Annotated in this window: 14 protein-coding genes; 3 read left to right on the plus strand and 11 right to left on the minus strand. The window is 44.2% G+C overall.

Annotated elements, in window-relative coordinates; genetic code table 11:
* The first annotated feature begins 18 nt into the window (after positions 1-18).
* On the plus strand, positions 19-1,737 hold the full coding sequence (gene cysI, locus AKG37_RS05630) for an assimilatory sulfite reductase (NADPH) hemoprotein subunit (RefSeq protein WP_060697916.1): 1,719 nt from the start codon (positions 19-21) through the stop codon (positions 1,735-1,737).
* Positions 1,738-1,766: 29 nt separating this feature from the next.
* On the opposite strand, the gene AKG37_RS05635 is transcribed toward cysI, so the two are convergent.
* The 10 genes from AKG37_RS05635 to AKG37_RS05680 all read right to left on the minus strand — a co-directional run bounded on the left by AKG37_RS05635 (position 1,767) and on the right by AKG37_RS05680 (position 13,893).
* Positions 1,767-3,701 carry an AMP-binding protein gene (locus tag AKG37_RS05635; RefSeq protein WP_060697917.1) on the minus strand — a complete coding sequence of 645 codons (1,935 nt, stop codon included), beginning with the start codon at positions 3,699-3,701 and terminating at the stop codon, positions 1,767-1,769.
* A gap of 13 nt (positions 3,702-3,714) precedes the next feature.
* Complete coding sequence (locus AKG37_RS05640; RefSeq protein ID WP_077233690.1) at positions 3,715-5,238, minus strand: acyl-CoA carboxylase subunit beta; 1,524 nt, start codon at positions 5,236-5,238, stop codon at positions 3,715-3,717.
* Between the two features lie 18 nt (positions 5,239-5,256).
* A complete protein-coding gene (locus tag AKG37_RS05645; protein ID WP_060697919.1) occupies positions 5,257-6,039 on the minus strand; it encodes an enoyl-CoA hydratase-related protein in 783 nt (260 codons plus the stop codon).
* A 12-nt stretch (positions 6,040-6,051) separates the two neighbouring features.
* Positions 6,052-6,960 (minus strand): hydroxymethylglutaryl-CoA lyase, encoded by a 909-nt coding sequence (locus tag AKG37_RS05650; RefSeq protein ID WP_060697920.1) that lies wholly within the window; start codon positions 6,958-6,960, stop codon positions 6,052-6,054.
* 13 nt (positions 6,961-6,973) lie between these two features.
* On the minus strand, positions 6,974-7,189 hold the full coding sequence (locus AKG37_RS05655; protein ID WP_060697921.1) for an acetyl-CoA carboxylase biotin carboxyl carrier protein subunit: 216 nt from the start codon (positions 7,187-7,189) through the stop codon (positions 6,974-6,976).
* Positions 7,186-8,535 carry an acetyl-CoA carboxylase biotin carboxylase subunit gene (locus tag AKG37_RS05660; RefSeq protein WP_060697922.1) on the minus strand — a complete coding sequence of 450 codons (1,350 nt, stop codon included), beginning with the start codon at positions 8,533-8,535 and terminating at the stop codon, positions 7,186-7,188. The genes AKG37_RS05655 and AKG37_RS05660 overlap by 4 nt, the downstream gene beginning before the upstream one ends.
* 8 nt (positions 8,536-8,543) lie before the next feature.
* Entirely contained in the window at positions 8,544-10,187 is a 1,644-nt protein-coding gene (locus tag AKG37_RS05665) for an AMP-binding protein (RefSeq protein ID WP_060697923.1), read from the minus strand.
* 42 nt (positions 10,188-10,229) lie between these two features.
* Entirely contained in the window at positions 10,230-11,372 is a 1,143-nt protein-coding gene (locus tag AKG37_RS05670) for an acyl-CoA dehydrogenase family protein (protein WP_060697924.1), read from the minus strand.
* Between the two features lie 151 nt (positions 11,373-11,523).
* A complete protein-coding gene (locus AKG37_RS05675; protein ID WP_060697925.1) occupies positions 11,524-13,062 on the minus strand; it encodes a glycoside hydrolase family 10-like protein in 1,539 nt (512 codons plus the stop codon).
* Between the two features lie 24 nt (positions 13,063-13,086).
* Positions 13,087-13,893: a tyrosine-protein phosphatase gene (locus AKG37_RS05680; RefSeq protein WP_060697926.1), complete on the minus strand. Its 807-nt coding sequence runs from the start codon at positions 13,891-13,893 to the stop codon at positions 13,087-13,089.
* A gap of 150 nt (positions 13,894-14,043) precedes the next feature.
* Between AKG37_RS05680 and AKG37_RS05685 the strand changes: the two genes are divergently transcribed.
* A complete protein-coding gene (locus AKG37_RS05685; protein ID WP_060697927.1) occupies positions 14,044-14,808 on the plus strand; it encodes a DeoR/GlpR family DNA-binding transcription regulator in 765 nt (254 codons plus the stop codon).
* Between the two features lie 38 nt (positions 14,809-14,846).
* On the opposite strand, the gene AKG37_RS05690 is transcribed toward AKG37_RS05685, so the two are convergent.
* Positions 14,847-15,401, minus strand: coding sequence for a hypothetical protein (locus tag AKG37_RS05690; RefSeq protein WP_060697928.1), 555 nt, complete (start codon positions 15,399-15,401; stop codon positions 14,847-14,849).
* A gap of 125 nt (positions 15,402-15,526) precedes the next feature.
* Here AKG37_RS05690 and AKG37_RS05695 point away from each other — a divergent pair, with 125 nt between their 5' ends.
* A complete protein-coding gene (locus AKG37_RS05695) occupies positions 15,527-16,660 on the plus strand; it encodes a CdaR family transcriptional regulator (RefSeq protein ID WP_060697929.1) in 1,134 nt (377 codons plus the stop codon).
* Positions 16,661-16,697 lie beyond the last annotated feature (37 nt).

Below are 16,697 nucleotides of genomic sequence, written 5' to 3' on the forward strand. Positions count from 1 at the left end.
AAAGGAGCTTTTACTTACATGGTGAAGACAGCATTAACAGCGCCGGATGGACCTCCGAGCGACGTAGAGGAAATCAAAGAAAAAAGTGATTATTTACGAGGAACGTTAAAAGAAGTGATGCTTGATCCGATTTCAGCGGGAATTCCTGATGATGACAACCGCTTGATGAAGCATCACGGCAGCTATTTACAGGATGATCGTGATCTTAGAAATGAACGGCAAAAACAAAAGCTTGAGCCTGCTTATCAATTTATGCTGCGTGTCCGCCTCCCTGGCGGAATCGCCACATCCAAGCAGTGGCTAGTGATGGATGAGCTTGCTCACAAATACGGAAATGGAACGTTAAAGCTGACAACGCGCGAAACCTTTCAGCTTCACGGTATTTTAAAATGGAACATGAAAAAGACCATTCAAGATATTCATTCCACTATGCTTGATACGATCGCTGCTTGCGGCGACGTGAACCGGAATGTGATGTGTACGTCAAACCCATACCAATCAGAAGTGCACCATGATGTATACGAGCTTGCCAAAAAATTAAGTGATGACCTGCTTCCGCAAACGAGAGCGTATCATGAAATTTGGCTTGATGAGGAAAAGGTAGCGGCAACGCCTGATACGGAAGTTGAGCCAATGTATGGTCCACTTTATTTGCCAAGAAAATTCAAAATTGGTGTGGCGGTCCCTCCTGCTAACGATATTGATGTCTTTTCGCAGGATTTAGGCTTCATAGCAATCATCGAAAATGATCAATTAGTCGGCTTTAATGTCGCGATTGGCGGCGGAATGGGCATGACACATGGCGATACAGCCACATACCCTCAGCTTGCAAAAGTAATCGGCTTTTGTACACCTGATCAAGTCGTTGACATTGCCAAACAAGTGATTACTATTCAGCGTGACTACGGTAACCGCTCTGTGCGTAAAAATGCCCGCTTTAAATATACAGTGGACCGCCTCGGTCTTGAAAACGTAAAAGAAGAGCTTGAACGCCGCCTAGGGTTTACCCTTTTAGACGCAAAAGATTATCATTTTGATCATAACGGTGACCGCTATGGCTGGGTAAAAGGCATCAATGGCAGATGGCATTTTACGATGTTTGTAGAAGGCGGCCGCATCACGGATTACGATGACTACCCGCTGATGACAGGTATTCGTGAAATCGCAAAGATTCATACAGGTGACTTCCGTTTAACAGCAAATCAAAATTTAATGATTGGAAATGTCACATCTCATAAAAAGAAACAAATCGAGCAGCTCATTCAGGAGTTCGGTTTATCAGCTGGCCAGCAGCACTCTGCACTGCGCCGCAGTTCAATGGCCTGTGTTTCTCTTCCAACATGCGGCTTAGCGATGGCAGAAGCAGAACGGTACCTCCCGCGCTTGATTGACAAAATTGAAGACATTGTCGAAGAAAACGGCTTAAGTGATAAAGAAATCACGATTCGCATGACTGGATGTCCAAATGGATGTGCCCGTCATGCGCTAGGTGAAATTGGCTTTATCGGGAAATCGCCTGGCAAATACAACATGTATCTTGGCGCTGCTTTTGATGGCAGCAGATTAAGTAAACTGTACCGAGAAAATGTAGGTGAAGAAGATATTTTAAACGAGCTTGGTTCTCTTCTCCCTCGTTATGCTAAAGAACGTGAAGAACATGAGCATTTCGGTGATTTTGTGATTCGGGCAGGAATTGTAAAAGCAACAACAGATGGTACGAATTTTCATGTACAATAAAAAAAGACAGGATTCCCTCCTGTCTTTTTTTATGGATTTTGTTTCCTTTTTAAGTATTCGCAAATGCTTTTGTACACCTTTGGATTGTCTAAAGAAGATAGATCTGGTGAAGGTTTCTGTTCATACGCTCCTTTTAATAAACGTCGGACGATTTTTCCGTTTCTTGTTTTCGGTAAAGCTGAAATGAGATGAATTTCTTTTGGAGAGAGCGCTTTTCCTGCATGTAAACCAACATGTGTTTTGAGCTCTTGAATGAGTTTTTCTTCTTCAAAAGAATGTGACCCGGTCACAATGAAACACACGAGTGCCTCTCCTTTCATCTCATCCTTTACGCCAATCACAGCCGCCTCGTGTACGGCTGGATGTCCGACAAGAATGGATTCAATTTCAGCTGGGCCAATGCGTTTTCCTGCTGTATTAATAACATCATCCGATCTGCCCGTGATATGGAATGCACCTTCCTCTGATTGCATCACCCAATCACCGTGTGTCCACACCCCATCAAACCGTTTGAAATACGTCTCTTCAAAACGCTCGGGATCTTTCCAAAACCCACATGTCATCCCAACCCATGGCTTTTTCACCACAAACTCCCCTACTTCATTTTTGACGCTCTGTCCCGCTTCATTAAACACGTCTGCCGCCATTCCAAGGATCGCCGCATTAAACAGGATGGGTTTGATTGGGCGAAGCAGCGTACTCCCTACAATACCGCCAGAAACCTCAGTTCCCCCTGAGTAGTTTAAGATCGGAATACGCTTTTGACCGATTGTGTCAAAAAGCCATTGCCATGGTGCTTCATTCCACGGTTCACCTGTAGAAATGATGGCTTTGACATACGGCAGCTTCATTTTCGCAAGATTTTGCTGCATTGCAGACCGAACAAAAGTAGGTGAAAGTCCAAAATGAGTTACTTTTTGCTCATGGATGAATGACCAGAGATGCTGTTCATCTGGATAATCTGGTGCACCGTCATATAAAACAACCGCAGCTCCATTGATTAAGCCGCCAAAAACGAGAAATGGTCCCATCATCCAGCCCATGTCTGTAAGCCAAAACAAACGGTCCCCTTTTGCAACGTCCATACAAAGACCGGCATCAAAAGCAGCTTTTACAGGGAAACCTGCGTGTGTATGAACAGCCCCCTTTGGCGTACCGGTTGTTCCAGAAGTGTACAAGATCATGAGAGGATCTTCATTTGTGAGGTAGGTCGTGTCAATCAACGGCACTTCTTTTAACAAATCGTTTAGCCTGATATCCTCTTTATATCCAGTATGAGAGGAAGTGTGAACAATGACTGTTTTGACAGTCGTGGTTTTGTCAATGGCTTCTGCCGCACATTGCCGCATGTTGATCGTCTTTCCCCTGCGCGTCATATTGGAGCCTGTCACGAGAATGGTTGCCCCCGATGCACGAATACGGACGGCAAGAGGCTCGCTTCCATAGCCAGAAAAGACGGGGCTAAAGATGACACCAATCTTGGCAAAGGCAAGCATGACAGCAGCCGTTTCAGGAAGCATAGGCATATAGATGATTGCGACATCCCCTTTTTGAAGCCCATTCTTCAAGAAACCAGCAGCGAGGCGATTGACCTTTTCCTGGAGTTCGAGGTACGTCCAGCTACTCTCTTCTCCCGCTTCATTTCTCCAAATTACCGCTGGCTGATGCTTCGTTTCTTCTTTCTCTGCCCACTTGTTCACAGCCGTTTCAACCACGTTTAGTTTGCCGCCTTTGTACCAATTGGGCCACATGAATGAATCTTGACCTAATGCGTCTTCATACGGCTCTTTCCAGACGATGCCGACCGCCTTTTCGGCTTCTCTCCAAAACCAATCGGTACGCTCGATACTAGCTTGATAGAACGCATCATAAGTAGAAAAACCAAGTGAATGCATCCATTTGTAAAGACGTGTTTGTTTGATCATCTGCTCTTTGGGAATCCACGCTGGTTTTAGGTTTATCATGAAGCCGCCCCCTTTAGACCGGATAGACCGGATGTTTTCGTCTTGTAAATGTCAGCTCTTTAGAGGTATAGGCTTGTAATCTATGACAAAGCTCATCTCGCAGGTGGTCAAATGGGATGACACCATCGACAATCATTTCAGAGGCAAGCTCATATATATTCATATCTTCCTGATATTCCTTACGTTTCTCTTGGATAAATGCAGCTCTTTCTTCGGCAGGCAGTTCGGCAATTTTATTCGCATAGACAGCATTTACAGCGGCTTCTGGCCCCATGACAGCGATTTGCGCCGATGGAAGAGCGAGACAGCAGTCCGGCTCAAAGGCTGGCCCTGCCATTGCATATAAACCTGCACCGTAAGCTTTACGCACAATGACCGATATTTTCGGAACGGTTGCCTCTGCCATAGCAGAAATCATTTTCGCTCCGTGCCTGATAATGCCAGCTTGTTCCACTTTTGTACCGATCATAAACCCCGGTATATCGGCAAGGAAAACGAGTGGAATATGGAAGGCGTCACATAGCTGAATAAACTTGGCAGCTTTGTCAGCTGAGTCATGGAATAAAACGCCGCCTTTTACCCTCGGCTGGTTGGCAATAAGACCGACAGGCTGCCCATTCATGCGGCCAAAGCCTGTGATTAGCTCTGCGGCAAATAGCTTTTTGATTTCAAAAAAAGATCCTTCATCAATGAGTAAATCAATGAGCTGATACATATCAAAAGGGGTATTCTGCCCTTTAGGGATGAGGTCTTGAATGGTGATCTCTGATGGTTTAGGTGCTTTTGCGGCTGCCGCTTTTGGTTTTTCGGTATAGTTGGCAGGCATGTACGTTAAATAGTCGCGAGCGATTTGAATGGCTTCTTCCTCTGTTTTCGCTAAAATATCGCCGCACCCAGAAATGCTGCAGTGCATGTTTGCCCCGCCCATTTCCTCGAGTGACACTTTTTCTCCAATCACCATTTCGGCCATTCGCGGCGAGCCTAAATACATCGAGGCATTCCCTTCGACCATGACGACGATGTCACAAAAAGCAGGAATGTAAGCCCCTCCGGCTGCAGACGGACCAAATAGTAAACAAATTTGCGGAATACGCCCTGACAGCTTTACCTGATTATAAAAAATGCGGCCTGCTCCCCTTCTGCCTGGAAACATGGCCATTTGATCGGTGATTCTAGCACCCGCAGAGTCAACTAAATACAGCATTGGGCAGTTGAGCTTTTCGGCTGTTTCTTGGATTCTAATGATTTTTTCAACCGTTTTGACGCCCCATGATCCGGCTTTGACGGTAGAATCATTTGCCATAACGCAAACCGTTTGTCCATTCATTCTCCCTGTCCCAGTGACGACGCCATCTGCTGGTAAATGTTCATCTTTACACTCAGCAAACATGGCATCCTCAATGAAAGAATTCTCATCTAATAACAACTGAAGCCGATCACGGACGAACAATTTTCCTTTTTCCTTGTTTTTTTGATGATATCGCTCGGCTCCGCCCTTCAAGATTTGCTGCTTTTTCAGTTCATATTCTTCGATCATACCCATTCCCCTTTCTTGCTATTGGCCTTTGTATTGAGGCGTTCGTTTTTCTTGGAAAGCTCGAAGACCTTCCGTTCGATCTTCTGTATCAATGAGCCGTAAATAACTTTCATATTCCTTCATCAGACCTGCATGCAAATCGTGATCAAGGCTTAATTGAATCGCTTTTTTCGCTTCTTTTATGGCAAGCGGGCCATTTTTGGCGATTTGTTTTGCGAGAGAGAGTGCATCGTTCATGAGGGTATCTGCTAAAGAGATATGCTCAATTAGTCCGATTTGGATGGCTTCTTCTGCTTGTAAAGGTGTCCCTGTGAAAATCAGTTCTTTTGCTTTACCGAGTCCAATCAGGCGCGGAAGTCGCTGCGTCCCTCCGGCTCCTGGTATGATAGCTAGTCCTGTTTCTGGCAGGCCGAGTCTTGCTCCGGCTCTTGCGATGCGGAGATCACAAGCGAGCGCGAGTTCAAGGCCTCCGCCAAGTGCGTGTCCGTTCATTACAGCAATGACAGGTACTGAAATGGCTTCAATTTCTATAAAGGTCTGCTGAATTGACAGAACAGCTGCTTTTGCTTCTGCCTCTGTCATCAATCGTCGTTCTTTTAAATCTGCTCCAGCGCAAAAGACGTTAGTACCGGCTCCTGTTATGAGCAGACAGCGGATACTTTCATCGTGGTTAATTTCTTGAATGATTTGATTGATCTCCTCCAGCATCGCAGTAGATAAGGAATTCGCTTGTTCTGGCCTGTTTAAAGTCATGATGCCGATTTGTTCATCTTGTATTGAAAAATTGACCAATGATGTCATGTCATTCATCCTTTATGAAGTAGTATGAGAGTGAAAAGCCCGTAAACAGTGGCTAGGCAGGGTTCGTTCTACTTTTGTTTCAATCCATTCTGCCGCTTTAATCAATGCAGGTAGATGAATATTTGTCTCAATTCCTAGCTTTTGAAGCATGTGCACCACATCCTCTGTCGCCACATTTCCGCTAGAGCCAGGGGCATACGGGCAGCCGCCAAGTCCGCCGCTAGAGGAATCAAATATTGTGATGCCAGCTTTTAATGCCGTATAGATATTGGCAAGGCCCATTCCTTTCGTATCATGAAAATGAAGAGCGATTTTATCAGCAGGAAAACGTTCAAGTAAAATATCTAAGCGCCTTTCTACTTGAAGCGGATGGGCTTCTCCGATGGTGTCGCCAAGCGATATTTCATCAATGCCATAAGAAAGCAGAGTATCCGTTAACCGCAGGACTTGATCCATTGGCACTTGTTTTTCATATGGGCAGCCAAACACAGTGGAAATGTATGCTCGCGTGGTCTTTCCCTCTGCTTTTAAACTAGCTGTCATTTGTTTGATGACAGGAAGTGTTTCGTGGATGGATTGATTCATATTTTTCTTGTTATGTGTTTCACTAGAAGAGATAAACATAGCGCCTGTGTCAAGATTAGCTTCAAAAAAGTGAGCTAAGCCTTTTTCGTTAGGAATGAGTGCTGCATAGGTGACGTCGTCTTTTTTGTTTAAGGATTGGGTGAGTTCTTTGGCATCTTTTAAGGCTGGAACCCATTTAGGATGAACAAATGATGTGACTTCAATATAAGGGAGGTCGGCTGCTGCGAGCAGATCAATCCACGTTCGCTTCTCGCTTGTCTCCAGCCAGACTGATTCATTTTGCAGTCCGTCCCGAGGACCGACCTCCCTGATCATCACACTTTTTGGTAATGCCATCTCGCTCCCCCTCCTATTCTGTCAGCTCCAGAAGAATCTCTCCTTCATCAACAAATTCTCCCTCTGCCTTATGGACTTTACTGATGACACCAGCCTCATTTGCAACAATCGGAATCTCCATTTTCATTGATTCTAAAATGGCGACCTCCTGCCCTTTTTGCACTTCATCCCCTTGTTTCACAAGAAGCTTCCATAAGTTTCCGGCCATTTGTATCGTGACAGTTTTCATGAACGGTTTTCCTCCCTTTTTTTCATGAGAAAATCGGTTGTGATGCTGCCTTGTGAGAAAGCAGAAGATCCGGCCATTTCTCTTAAAAGTGGTAAGTTGGTTTTGATCCCTTCTATTTCATATGCTTGTAAAGCCTCTTTTAATCGTTCTATTGCAAGTTTTCTTGTATCACCGTAAACGATCATTTTCGCAATCATTGGATCGTAAAATGGGGTAATCACGCTCCCGCTTGTCACACTTGACTCATGACGGATAAAGGGAGCATCAGGCATAGATAGCCGGCTGATCGTTCCAGGTGATGGATAAAAGGTGACGGGATCTTCTGCATAGATTCTAACCTCGATGGCATGACCGATTTGATGAATATCTTCCTGGTTAAAGGAAAGCGGCTCTAATGCAGCAATTTTCAGCTGTTCCTCGACTAGGTCAATCCCTGTAATTTCTTCTGTGACAGGATGCTCTACTTGTAATCTCGTGTTCATTTCAAGGAAATAAAATTGCTGATTCTGATCGACTAAACATTCAATCGTTCCTGCATTTTCATAGCCAATCGCTTTGGCAGCTTTAACGGCCATCTGTCCCATCTGATGTCTCACCGATTCATCGAGACAGGCGGCTGGTGCTTCTTCAATGATTTTCTGATGTCTTCTTTGGAGAGAACAGTCGCGCTCAAATAAGTGAACCCCGTGGCCGAAGGAGTCAAAGAGAACTTGGATTTCAACATGCCGTGCGTCTTCAATGACCTTTTCCATATACAGCGTCCCATCGTTGAAAAAGCTTTGTGCCCTTTTTTGATTTCCTTCAAAAGCTCTGTACAGCTCCTCATCATTTCGAACGAGCTGCATACCAATTCCGCCGCCTCCACTTGATGCCTTGAGCATAATCGGATAACCAAGCGACCGCGCTTGACTGATCCCTTCTTCTGCATCATGAAGCGGGGCTGAAACGCCTGGTACAATTGGGATACCGGCTCGAGCCATTGTCTTTCTTGCTTCAATTTTATTCCCCATTTGCTGAATGACTTGTGCGGATGGTCCAATAAAGGCCATTCCTTCGCTGCGGCACCGTTGGGCAAAGGCTGCATTCTCTGATAAGAGGCCATATCCAGGGTGGATGGCATCTGTGTTTGTCTGCTTGGCTGCCTCAATGATCGCTTCCATGTTTAAATAGCTTTCAGATACTTTTGCGCCTCCAATACAATAGGCGCTGTCTGCATCTTTCACATGAAGTGCATGCTGGTCTGCCTCTGAATAGACGGCGACGGTTTTGATCCCAAGCCTTTTACACGTTCGAATAATTCGCCGGGCAATTTCGCCTCTGTTTGCAATCAGTACTTTTTGAAACATCGCTGCCTTCACTCCTTTATTAGATCAAGCGCCTGTTTTTTTAGACGAAATTTTTGAATCTTCCCTGATGCGGTCATTGGATACTCATCAGTGATGAAAAAATATTTAGGAATTTTGTAGCGTGCCATTTGTGACTCGCAATAGCTGGTTAACGTCTCAATCGTCACCGTGTGACCTTGCTTGAGACGAATAAATGCGGCTGCTTCTTCCCCGTAGATTTCGTCAGGTATACCCACGACCTGCGCATCAAGAATTGCGGGATGCGTATAAAGAACATCCTCAATCTCTTTTGGGTAAACATTCTCCCCGCCTCTAATGATCATATCTTTGAGCCGGCCTGTGATTTTCACATAGCCATCCTCATCCATCTCCGCTAAATCCCCTGTATGAAGCCAGCCGTCCTCATCAATGACGTCATTTGTGGCTTCTTCATTTTTATAGTAGCCTTTCATCACATGGTACCCTCTTGTGCACAGCTCTCCTTGCTTTCCTCTTGGCACTTCAACCAGCGTGCCTGGTGCGGTGATTTTCACTTCGATGTGTGGAAGCGCCCGGCCGACCGTTTGAACCCGTCTCTCAAATGAATCATCCGTTCTTGTTTGGGTAATGACAGGCGAGCTTTCAGTCTGACCGTAAGCAATGGTGAGCTCCTTCAGTCCCATTTGTTCAATGACTGCTTTCATCACATGGGATGGACAAAGAGATCCTGCCATAATGCCCGTTCGTAATGTGGACAGATCGTATTGGTGAAAATTTGAATGGTTGAGCTCTGCAATAAACATCGTTGGGACGCCGTGTAGAACAGTACACTTCTCTTTTTCGACTGTTTGAAGAACTCGCTCTGGATGGAAGGATTCAACTGGAATGATCGTTCCGCCTTTTGTGAAACATGCAAGCACACCAAGAACAGATCCAAAGCAATGAAAAAATGGAACGGGGATACACATTCGGTCCTGCTGGGTGAGCTTCATACAATCTGCAATTTGGCTGGCATTGCAGACGATGTTTGTATGGCTGAGCATGACTCCTTTTGGGAAGCCGGTTGTGCCTGAAGTATATTGCATATTAATGACATCATCCGGCACAAGCTCATCCATTCGTTTCGTCCACTCATGATCCCCTGTTCTTTTGGCAGCTGCTTGAATACTGTTCCAACTGCGCATGCCCTTTGGCGTGTGCTCGCCAATATAGATGATGCTTTTTAAAAAAGGAAATGATGCGGATGTCATTTCAAACTCGTCTTGATCAGCAGTTTGAAGCTCTGGAATAAGCTCTTCAAGCATCTTCACATAAGACGTTTCTTTAAACCCGTCTACGATAAATAGCATGCTGCTATCAGAGTGCTTAAGTAAATAAGCGAGTTCCTGTGATTGAAAATTCGTATTGACGGTGACTAGAACGGCTCCGATAGAGGCGCAGGCGAATTGCAATATGAGCCATTCAGGTATATTTGGTGCCATAATGGCGATATGATCCCCTTTTTGAACCCCTAATGCCATTAGACCTTTCCCTGTTACCTTGACTTCTCGATAAAACGCTTCATATGAAAAACGTAAAGAACGTTCTGGATACACAATGGCTTCATGTGCTGGGTGCTGCTCCATTCTCTCTTTTAATAGGGAGCCGATTGTTTGTGGATGAATCGACATCATGGCTTTCCTCCTCCATTGATGGTAAGCGTTTTCATTAAAGGGTTACGCTAACAGTTGTCTTGCGATGACTAGACGCTGAATTTCAGAGGTTCCTTCTCCAATTTCCATCAGTTTGGCATCTCTCACAAGCCGCTCTACACCACATTCTTTCATATAGCCTGTTCCTCCGTGTATTTGGACAGCTTCAAGGCTTGCTTTTGTCGCCATTTCAGAAGCGAAAAGCTTGGCATAGGCAGCTTCCTTTGTAAATGGCTTGCCGTGATCTTTCAGCCAAGCCGCTTTCCAAACCATTTGCCTGGCGAGCTCTATATGCATCGCCATATCTGCCAGCTTAAACTGAATGGCTTGAAAGGAAGAAAGGGTTTGACCAAATTGTTTTCTTTCCTTTGCGTAGGAGAGTGAAGCATCAAGTGCAGCTTGTGCGATGCCAACAGATAACGCAGCAATCGAAATGCGTCCCCCGTCTAATGTATATAAAAATTGCTTGAAGCCTTTCTCTCGGTCTCCTAATAGATGATGTTCTGGTACACGGACGCCGTCTAAAATGATTTCAGCTGTATCTGAACCGCGCACGCCCATTTTGTCATATGGATTTGTAATGGAAAGCCCTTTTTGCCCTTTCTCCACAATGAAGGCGGAGATGATTGGATGGCCGTGCTCATCATGATCCGAGACAGCGGTGACGATAATGGTTCTGGCAAAATTGGCATTTGTGATCCAGCACTTCTCCCCGCTGATCACATACTCTTGTCCTTCTTTGACTGCTTTTGTTTTCGTCCCTTTTGCATCTGATCCTGCGTTTGGTTCTGTTAATCCGAAGGAACCGAGTGCTGTTCCAGATGCCAGCGGGACAAGGTGATCCATCTTTTGCTCTTCTGTACCAAAGTAATAAAGCGGGCTTGCGCCTAAGGATACGGCTGCGGCATAGCTAAGACCCGTGCTCGCACACTGTTTTCCGATTTCTTCTACAGCGAGTGCATACGATATCGTATCTCCTCCCGAGCCCCCGTATTTCTCTGGAAAGGGGATACCCATAAAGCCGAGCTCCCCCATTTTTTGAAACGTTTTGGCTGGGAATACGGCCTGCTCATCAATGGTTTGAGCGAGTGGTGCAATTTCTTCTTTGGCGAAGTCCTTGACCATCTGGCGGATCATTTGTTGTTCTTTCGTTAATTCAAAATCCATCTTCTTTCCCCCTTTGGCTCTTTCTATCATATTTATTAATCAAGCGACAGCTTCATGCCAAGCTCAATTGAATTCAGAAAATTAAAATAAAAATAGTAGCAAAAAAGAAAAAAGCATCAATGAAGAAAAAACCTCACTCATGCTTTTTTCGTTATTTTACTATTTTTGTAGAAGGCTTGCTTTCGTGGTGAAGGCGATTGAGAGCCGTTACCTTGTAAGTATCAGGCTTCTTTTGATCGGCTGGGAGGTCTTTAACAGTTGTTATGGAGCCTTTTTCCTTTCGGATCGTTTGCAGTAATTCATATGTTCCTTTATTTGTCAATCGATAGACTGCATAATAGGATGCGGTAGAATGCGAATCATTTTTGATTTGTAAAGCCGCACCATCGGCTGTCTTTTTCACAGATTGAATGATTGGTTTTTTAGGCGCTTTTTGATGAAGCCATGGCATTTCTGGGATGAGAGCCGGTTTTCGGTATGACTCTTCTATCAATCGGTCCTTTACATCTAAAGGGTTGCGATTGATATCCTTCAGGCTGAAATGCATGCTTCCCTGCACAAGCTGTGACTGCCTGTTCAGCTCAATCTGCCTAAAATATTCTTCCGGGTCAGACCAAGCAGGATCACTGTTTTGATTAATTTTATACGTCGCCTGACCAATGTACAGGTGAACCGGCTCTCCTTTCACCTCATTTGACCACCATTTTGTTAGCACGTCATAAGCGGCTGCTTGAAAGCCAATGCTCCAGTAAATTTGTGGAGTGATGTAATCAATATCGTGCTGCTGAATCCACTCTCTTGTATCGGCATACAAATCATCGTAATTGGTCATACCTGCTGTGGTGTTTGAACCAGTCGGGTCATCTTTTATATTGCGCCATACACCGAATGGACTAATACCGAATTTCACATAAGGCTTTTCTTTCTTAATGGTGGCGTTGATTTGCTTCACCAATTGGTTCACATTGTCTCTTCGCCAATCTTCTATATGTGTAAATGCTTTTTTCCCATATGTTTCATACGTTTCTTGATCTGGAAACGGGACACCGGCTATTTTATTCGGGTAAAAATAATCATCCATATGCACCGCATCAATATCGTAGTTTTTCACGACTTCTTCAATGCCGCCGACAATGAAGTCCTGTGCCTCAGGAATGCCTGGATTGTAATAAAGCTGGTTCCCATATGCAATGGTCCATTCAGGATGCTGTCTTGCAGGGTGATCGGCTGATAAACGGCTGAGGTCGGTGTGATTCATTGTGATTCGATAAGGGTTAAACCAAGCGTGAAATTCAAGACCGCGTTGATGAGCTTCTTCGATCATAAACGCAAGCGGATCATACCCAGGATCTTTCCCTTGTGTTCCAGTCAAATATTCTGACCACGGCCCGTAAGCCGAAGGATAAAAAGCATCTGCTGTTGGTTTTATTTGCATGATGACGGCATTCATATTCATCGCTTTGATCTCATCTAACAAATGAATGAGCTCTTGTTTTTGCTCCGCTGCAGACAATCCTTTCTTTGAAGGCCAATCTAAATTATAAACCGATGCGACCCATACCGCGCGCATCTCTCTAGTGCTTTCAAGCTTCCCTTTTGACATTGGACGAGCTAGACTGCTAGAAGGAATCAATAAAAGGACAAACATCAACATGAATGTTAAAACCGTCATACTGATCTTTTTCAGCATGTTTTGCATCACCTCATATTAAGTTTATTCTGCTTTTTGTGATGGAATGCCAGCAGATGGTGTAAGCAGCATGTTTTTCATTTCATGAAGCTGAGCTTCTGGTACGTCACAGGCTTCGATTAAATACCGCTCTGCACTCCCGTATGTCTCCAGCATCTCGTTCAGCACATCTTCCAGATAATCTTGCTGCACACCGAGAAGCGGCTGAATTTGCTTTTTTGACACCCGGTATAAACTCATCAAGCGGACAAATCGTTCCTGCCTTCTGATAAGCATTTGTACTCCTTCGTTAGAGCGCATGTATTCACTTAAAACGACAGGCAGCGGTACACCTGCTGTTAATTGAATCAGGCCAGATAAAAAGCCTGTGCGATCCTTACCGCTTGTGCAGTGAAGCATTAACGGGTAATTGCTCTTGTCTGCAAGCAGTGAGAACAGCTGCTGTATCTCCTCTTTACGCTCGGTGAGCATGCTTTGATATAAATCTTTCATAATTGGTGTAAATGAGAGAGACTTCCCCTCTTTTACGAGCATACGAAACATGGTCCATTTACTTGGCATCTTACTGTCAGGCTGCATCGGAATATGAACGATTTTGTCGTGTTCCTTGATCTTTGGTGGATGTGATTTACGTTCTGAGGTTGTTCGGAGGTCACAAACGGTTTGAATCCCGAGCTTTGAGAATATCTCGATATCTTGTTTTGTCAAACGGGATAAATCTGCGGATCGATAAATCATTCCCTGCCTCATCATCATTTGATCAGTTGTTTGAAGTCCCCCTACTTCTCTAAAATTCGCAAGTTTTGAAAATGGGGTGTTTGATTGATTCATAGAAGTGAAAGTCCTTTCCAGTTTCGTTCTTCTCTCTATCATACGCTTTTATAGAAAAGGAGAAAAGGGAACTAATTGATCTATTCATCATGTAAGAGAATTTATTGGTATAATGGAAAAAGACATTCGGATTGATTGGAGATATGAAGCATGATAAAAACAAAACGGATTCAGCAAATCAAAGAGTATGTGTTTGACCGGGAATCAGCCTCACTTGATGAGCTTGTCGCACATTTTGGTGTTTCAAAAAACACGATACGCCGGGATGTACAAGCATTGGTTGAATCCGGCGTGCTAAAAAAAGTGTATGGCGGAGTGGCTGTGAACCACTCAACGTTAGTCGTGTATCAGGAGCGAAAGACCCGTCAGCTAAGTAAAAAACAATTGATCGGTCAGACGGCTGCCGCTTTTGTAGAAAACGGAGATTTGATTTTTGTTGATTCTGGTACGACAACGCTTGAGATGCTTCCCTATTTGACTGGGAAACAAGTGACTGTTGTAACCAATAATGTGGATTTCATTACACAGGCGATGCCCTATGAAAATCTGACCATCTATTCCACTGGCGGGATGCTCGAAAGAAAAACGAATTCTTTCGTTGGCTACCAAAGTGTAGAGCGCCTAAAAACTTACAATGTCAATAAAGCCTTTATCGCATCAACTGGTTTATCCATTGATCACGGCGTCACGAATTCGTCCCCGCTTGAAACGGATATTAAAAAGACGCTCGTTCAAAAAAGTGCCAAAACATTTTTATTAGTGGATGATAGCAAATTCGATCATTACGCCTTAACCACGTTTTGTGATTTGCACGAGATTGATATCGTCGTGACCAATCAACAGCCAAACGTAGACTATCTTCAATATGGAAAAGAGCATGATGTACAGTTTGCCACACCTTCACCAAATGAATAGATGGACAAAAAAACGGCTCAGGAATTTGAGCCGTTTTTTCATTCATTGCTTTCAAGCTGTATGATCATACGGAATAAAAATCGGTACACTGCTGTGATAACGTCAATAAGAGGCGTATCTTCGTGAATGTCTTCAAGCTCAAGAAGCTGTACATTGACATCAAATAAGCCGTCTTGTCCATTAAATTGGAGCTGAGCATGTAAGGGCGATAACATGTCCTTTAGAATACCCGTGTCTTTTTTAGGCTGTTTTAAACCAAATAACACAGTATACGTTTGAAACACTTCATCCCATTCAATGGCTAATCCATCCACTTTCACGACATCAAACCACTTTGATTCGATATAAATGAACTCTTTTTGGTGCTTTTTCACATATGTAAGCGGTGTGTTTAGAAATGATGCACCTTCTGTTTGAAGCATGTCCTCTGATTCTTTGTCTACACGTTCTATATATACATCGCCAAAGCGTGCTTCTTCTTTTATTCTTGACCCTTCTAATGACCAATTGTGGCGCGCCGCTTCATCATATTCGAAGTCTGTCAGCGCCTGTCCTTCTTTTAATCGTTCTTGTAAGCGATTTAGTAACGACATGGCTATGTCTCCTTTCTTCTCTTTCATGTGCATTCATTATTTTAGCACAACTCAGGAAAAGAAAGATATGACTCCGCATATGATGGTATGATAGTGTCAAAAGAAACATCTCGGAGGGGTCCGTTTTGCTCACAATGACACTGGCAGAAAAAATCGTAGACGAAGTGAAAAAGGTGCTGACTGAGGAAATCATCATCGCACAAACAAATGGCACCATTATTGCGGCAACAGATCCAGCACGCATTGGTCAATTTCATGAAGGAGCGTATCTGACATCCTTTGAAGGACAGAAACGAATTCTCACAAAGGATGACGAGCAGCAAATGAAAGGTGTCAAGGCTGGCATCAATCTCCCTATTTATCTTAAGCAAGAGGTCATCGGGGTGATTGGGATGACAGGGGATCCTGTACATGTATCTCCTTTTGGCGAAATATTAAGAAAAATGACCGAGCTGCTCATTCATGAACATGAATTTTTTCAAGAAACTGAAACGGATGAACGACAGCTCGAAGCGTTTGTATTCGACTGGCTCCATCTGACAGAGACAGCAATTGATCTCACTGAGAAGGCTGCGCGGCTTCAGCTTGATATCAACAAGCAGCGAGCGGTCGTCCTAATTGATTGTCAGGCTGAATCGTTTATGAAGCAGAATCAATACAATGAGTTGAAGGAAATGTTGCAGCTCACTAATCAGGAAATCATCGTACGCTGGGGGCATGCCCGCTTTTTACTCATGCTGCAAACAACCGCAGATGATCGCCACGCCTTGCAGCAGCGTCTTTTTCACATCCATGCCCTCATCACGGCTCGCTCCTCATCAGGGGTTTTGATTGGTGCGGGAAAACCGGCAGCTGCACATGTGATGAAGCAATCCTTTCAACAAGCCTTTCGTGCATTAAAAATGGCACATGCTGATACACCGATTGTATTTGATGAAGATTTGACGCTCGAGCTTTTTATCGAGGAAGTGAGTCAGGAGACAAAAGATGTGTTCCTTGATCGAACGATCGCCCCCCTTCTCCCCTATCCTGAATTAGTGAAAACATTGCGGGTACTCATGACATCAGATTGTTCATTGAAATATACCGCAGAAGCCATGCATGTACATATCAATACACTGCATTACAGGCTAAAACGCATTCAAGATTTAACGACTCTTGATCCAAAGCGCATGCAGGATGCGATGCTCTTTTATTTAGCCTTTATGCTATTAGATGATGATCCAAAAAAACGAAACGAACAGCCAAATATTTTGTAGAATCGTCCATAGGCATGAGGCGATTCTTTTTTTATAC

The sequence above is a fragment of the Bacillus australimaris genome (genome assembly GCF_001307105.1).
Lineage (GTDB): Bacteria > Bacillota > Bacilli > Bacillales > Bacillaceae > Bacillus > Bacillus australimaris.

Excerpts from the sequence above, each read along its gene's own strand:
- cysI (WP_060697916.1), top strand. The coding sequence starts at position 19 with ATGGTGAAGACAGCATTAACAGCGCCGGATGGACCTCCGAGCGACGTA.
- AKG37_RS05635 (WP_060697917.1), bottom strand. The coding sequence starts at position 3,701 with ATGATAAACCTAAAACCAGCGTGGATTCCCAAAGAGCAGATGATCAAA.
- AKG37_RS05640 (WP_077233690.1), bottom strand. The coding sequence starts at position 5,238 with ATGATCGAAGAATATGAACTGAAAAAGCAGCAAATCTTGAAGGGCGGA.
- AKG37_RS05645 (WP_060697919.1), bottom strand. The coding sequence starts at position 6,039 with ATGACATCATTGGTCAATTTTTCAATACAAGATGAACAAATCGGCATC.
- AKG37_RS05650 (WP_060697920.1), bottom strand. The coding sequence starts at position 6,960 with ATGGCATTACCAAAAAGTGTGATGATCAGGGAGGTCGGTCCTCGGGAC.
- AKG37_RS05655 (WP_060697921.1), bottom strand. The coding sequence starts at position 7,189 with ATGAAAACTGTCACGATACAAATGGCCGGAAACTTATGGAAGCTTCTT.
- AKG37_RS05660 (WP_060697922.1), bottom strand. The coding sequence starts at position 8,535 with ATGTTTCAAAAAGTACTGATTGCAAACAGAGGCGAAATTGCCCGGCGA.
- AKG37_RS05665 (WP_060697923.1), bottom strand. The coding sequence starts at position 10,187 with ATGATGTCGATTCATCCACAAACAATCGGCTCCCTATTAAAAGAGAGA.
- AKG37_RS05670 (WP_060697924.1), bottom strand. The coding sequence starts at position 11,372 with ATGGATTTTGAATTAACGAAAGAACAACAAATGATCCGCCAGATGGTC.
- AKG37_RS05675 (WP_060697925.1), bottom strand. The coding sequence starts at position 13,062 with ATGCTGAAAAAGATCAGTATGACGGTTTTAACATTCATGTTGATGTTT.
- AKG37_RS05680 (WP_060697926.1), bottom strand. The coding sequence starts at position 13,893 with ATGAATCAATCAAACACCCCATTTTCAAAACTTGCGAATTTTAGAGAA.
- AKG37_RS05685 (WP_060697927.1), top strand. The coding sequence starts at position 14,044 with ATGATAAAAACAAAACGGATTCAGCAAATCAAAGAGTATGTGTTTGAC.
- AKG37_RS05690 (WP_060697928.1), bottom strand. The coding sequence starts at position 15,401 with ATGTCGTTACTAAATCGCTTACAAGAACGATTAAAAGAAGGACAGGCG.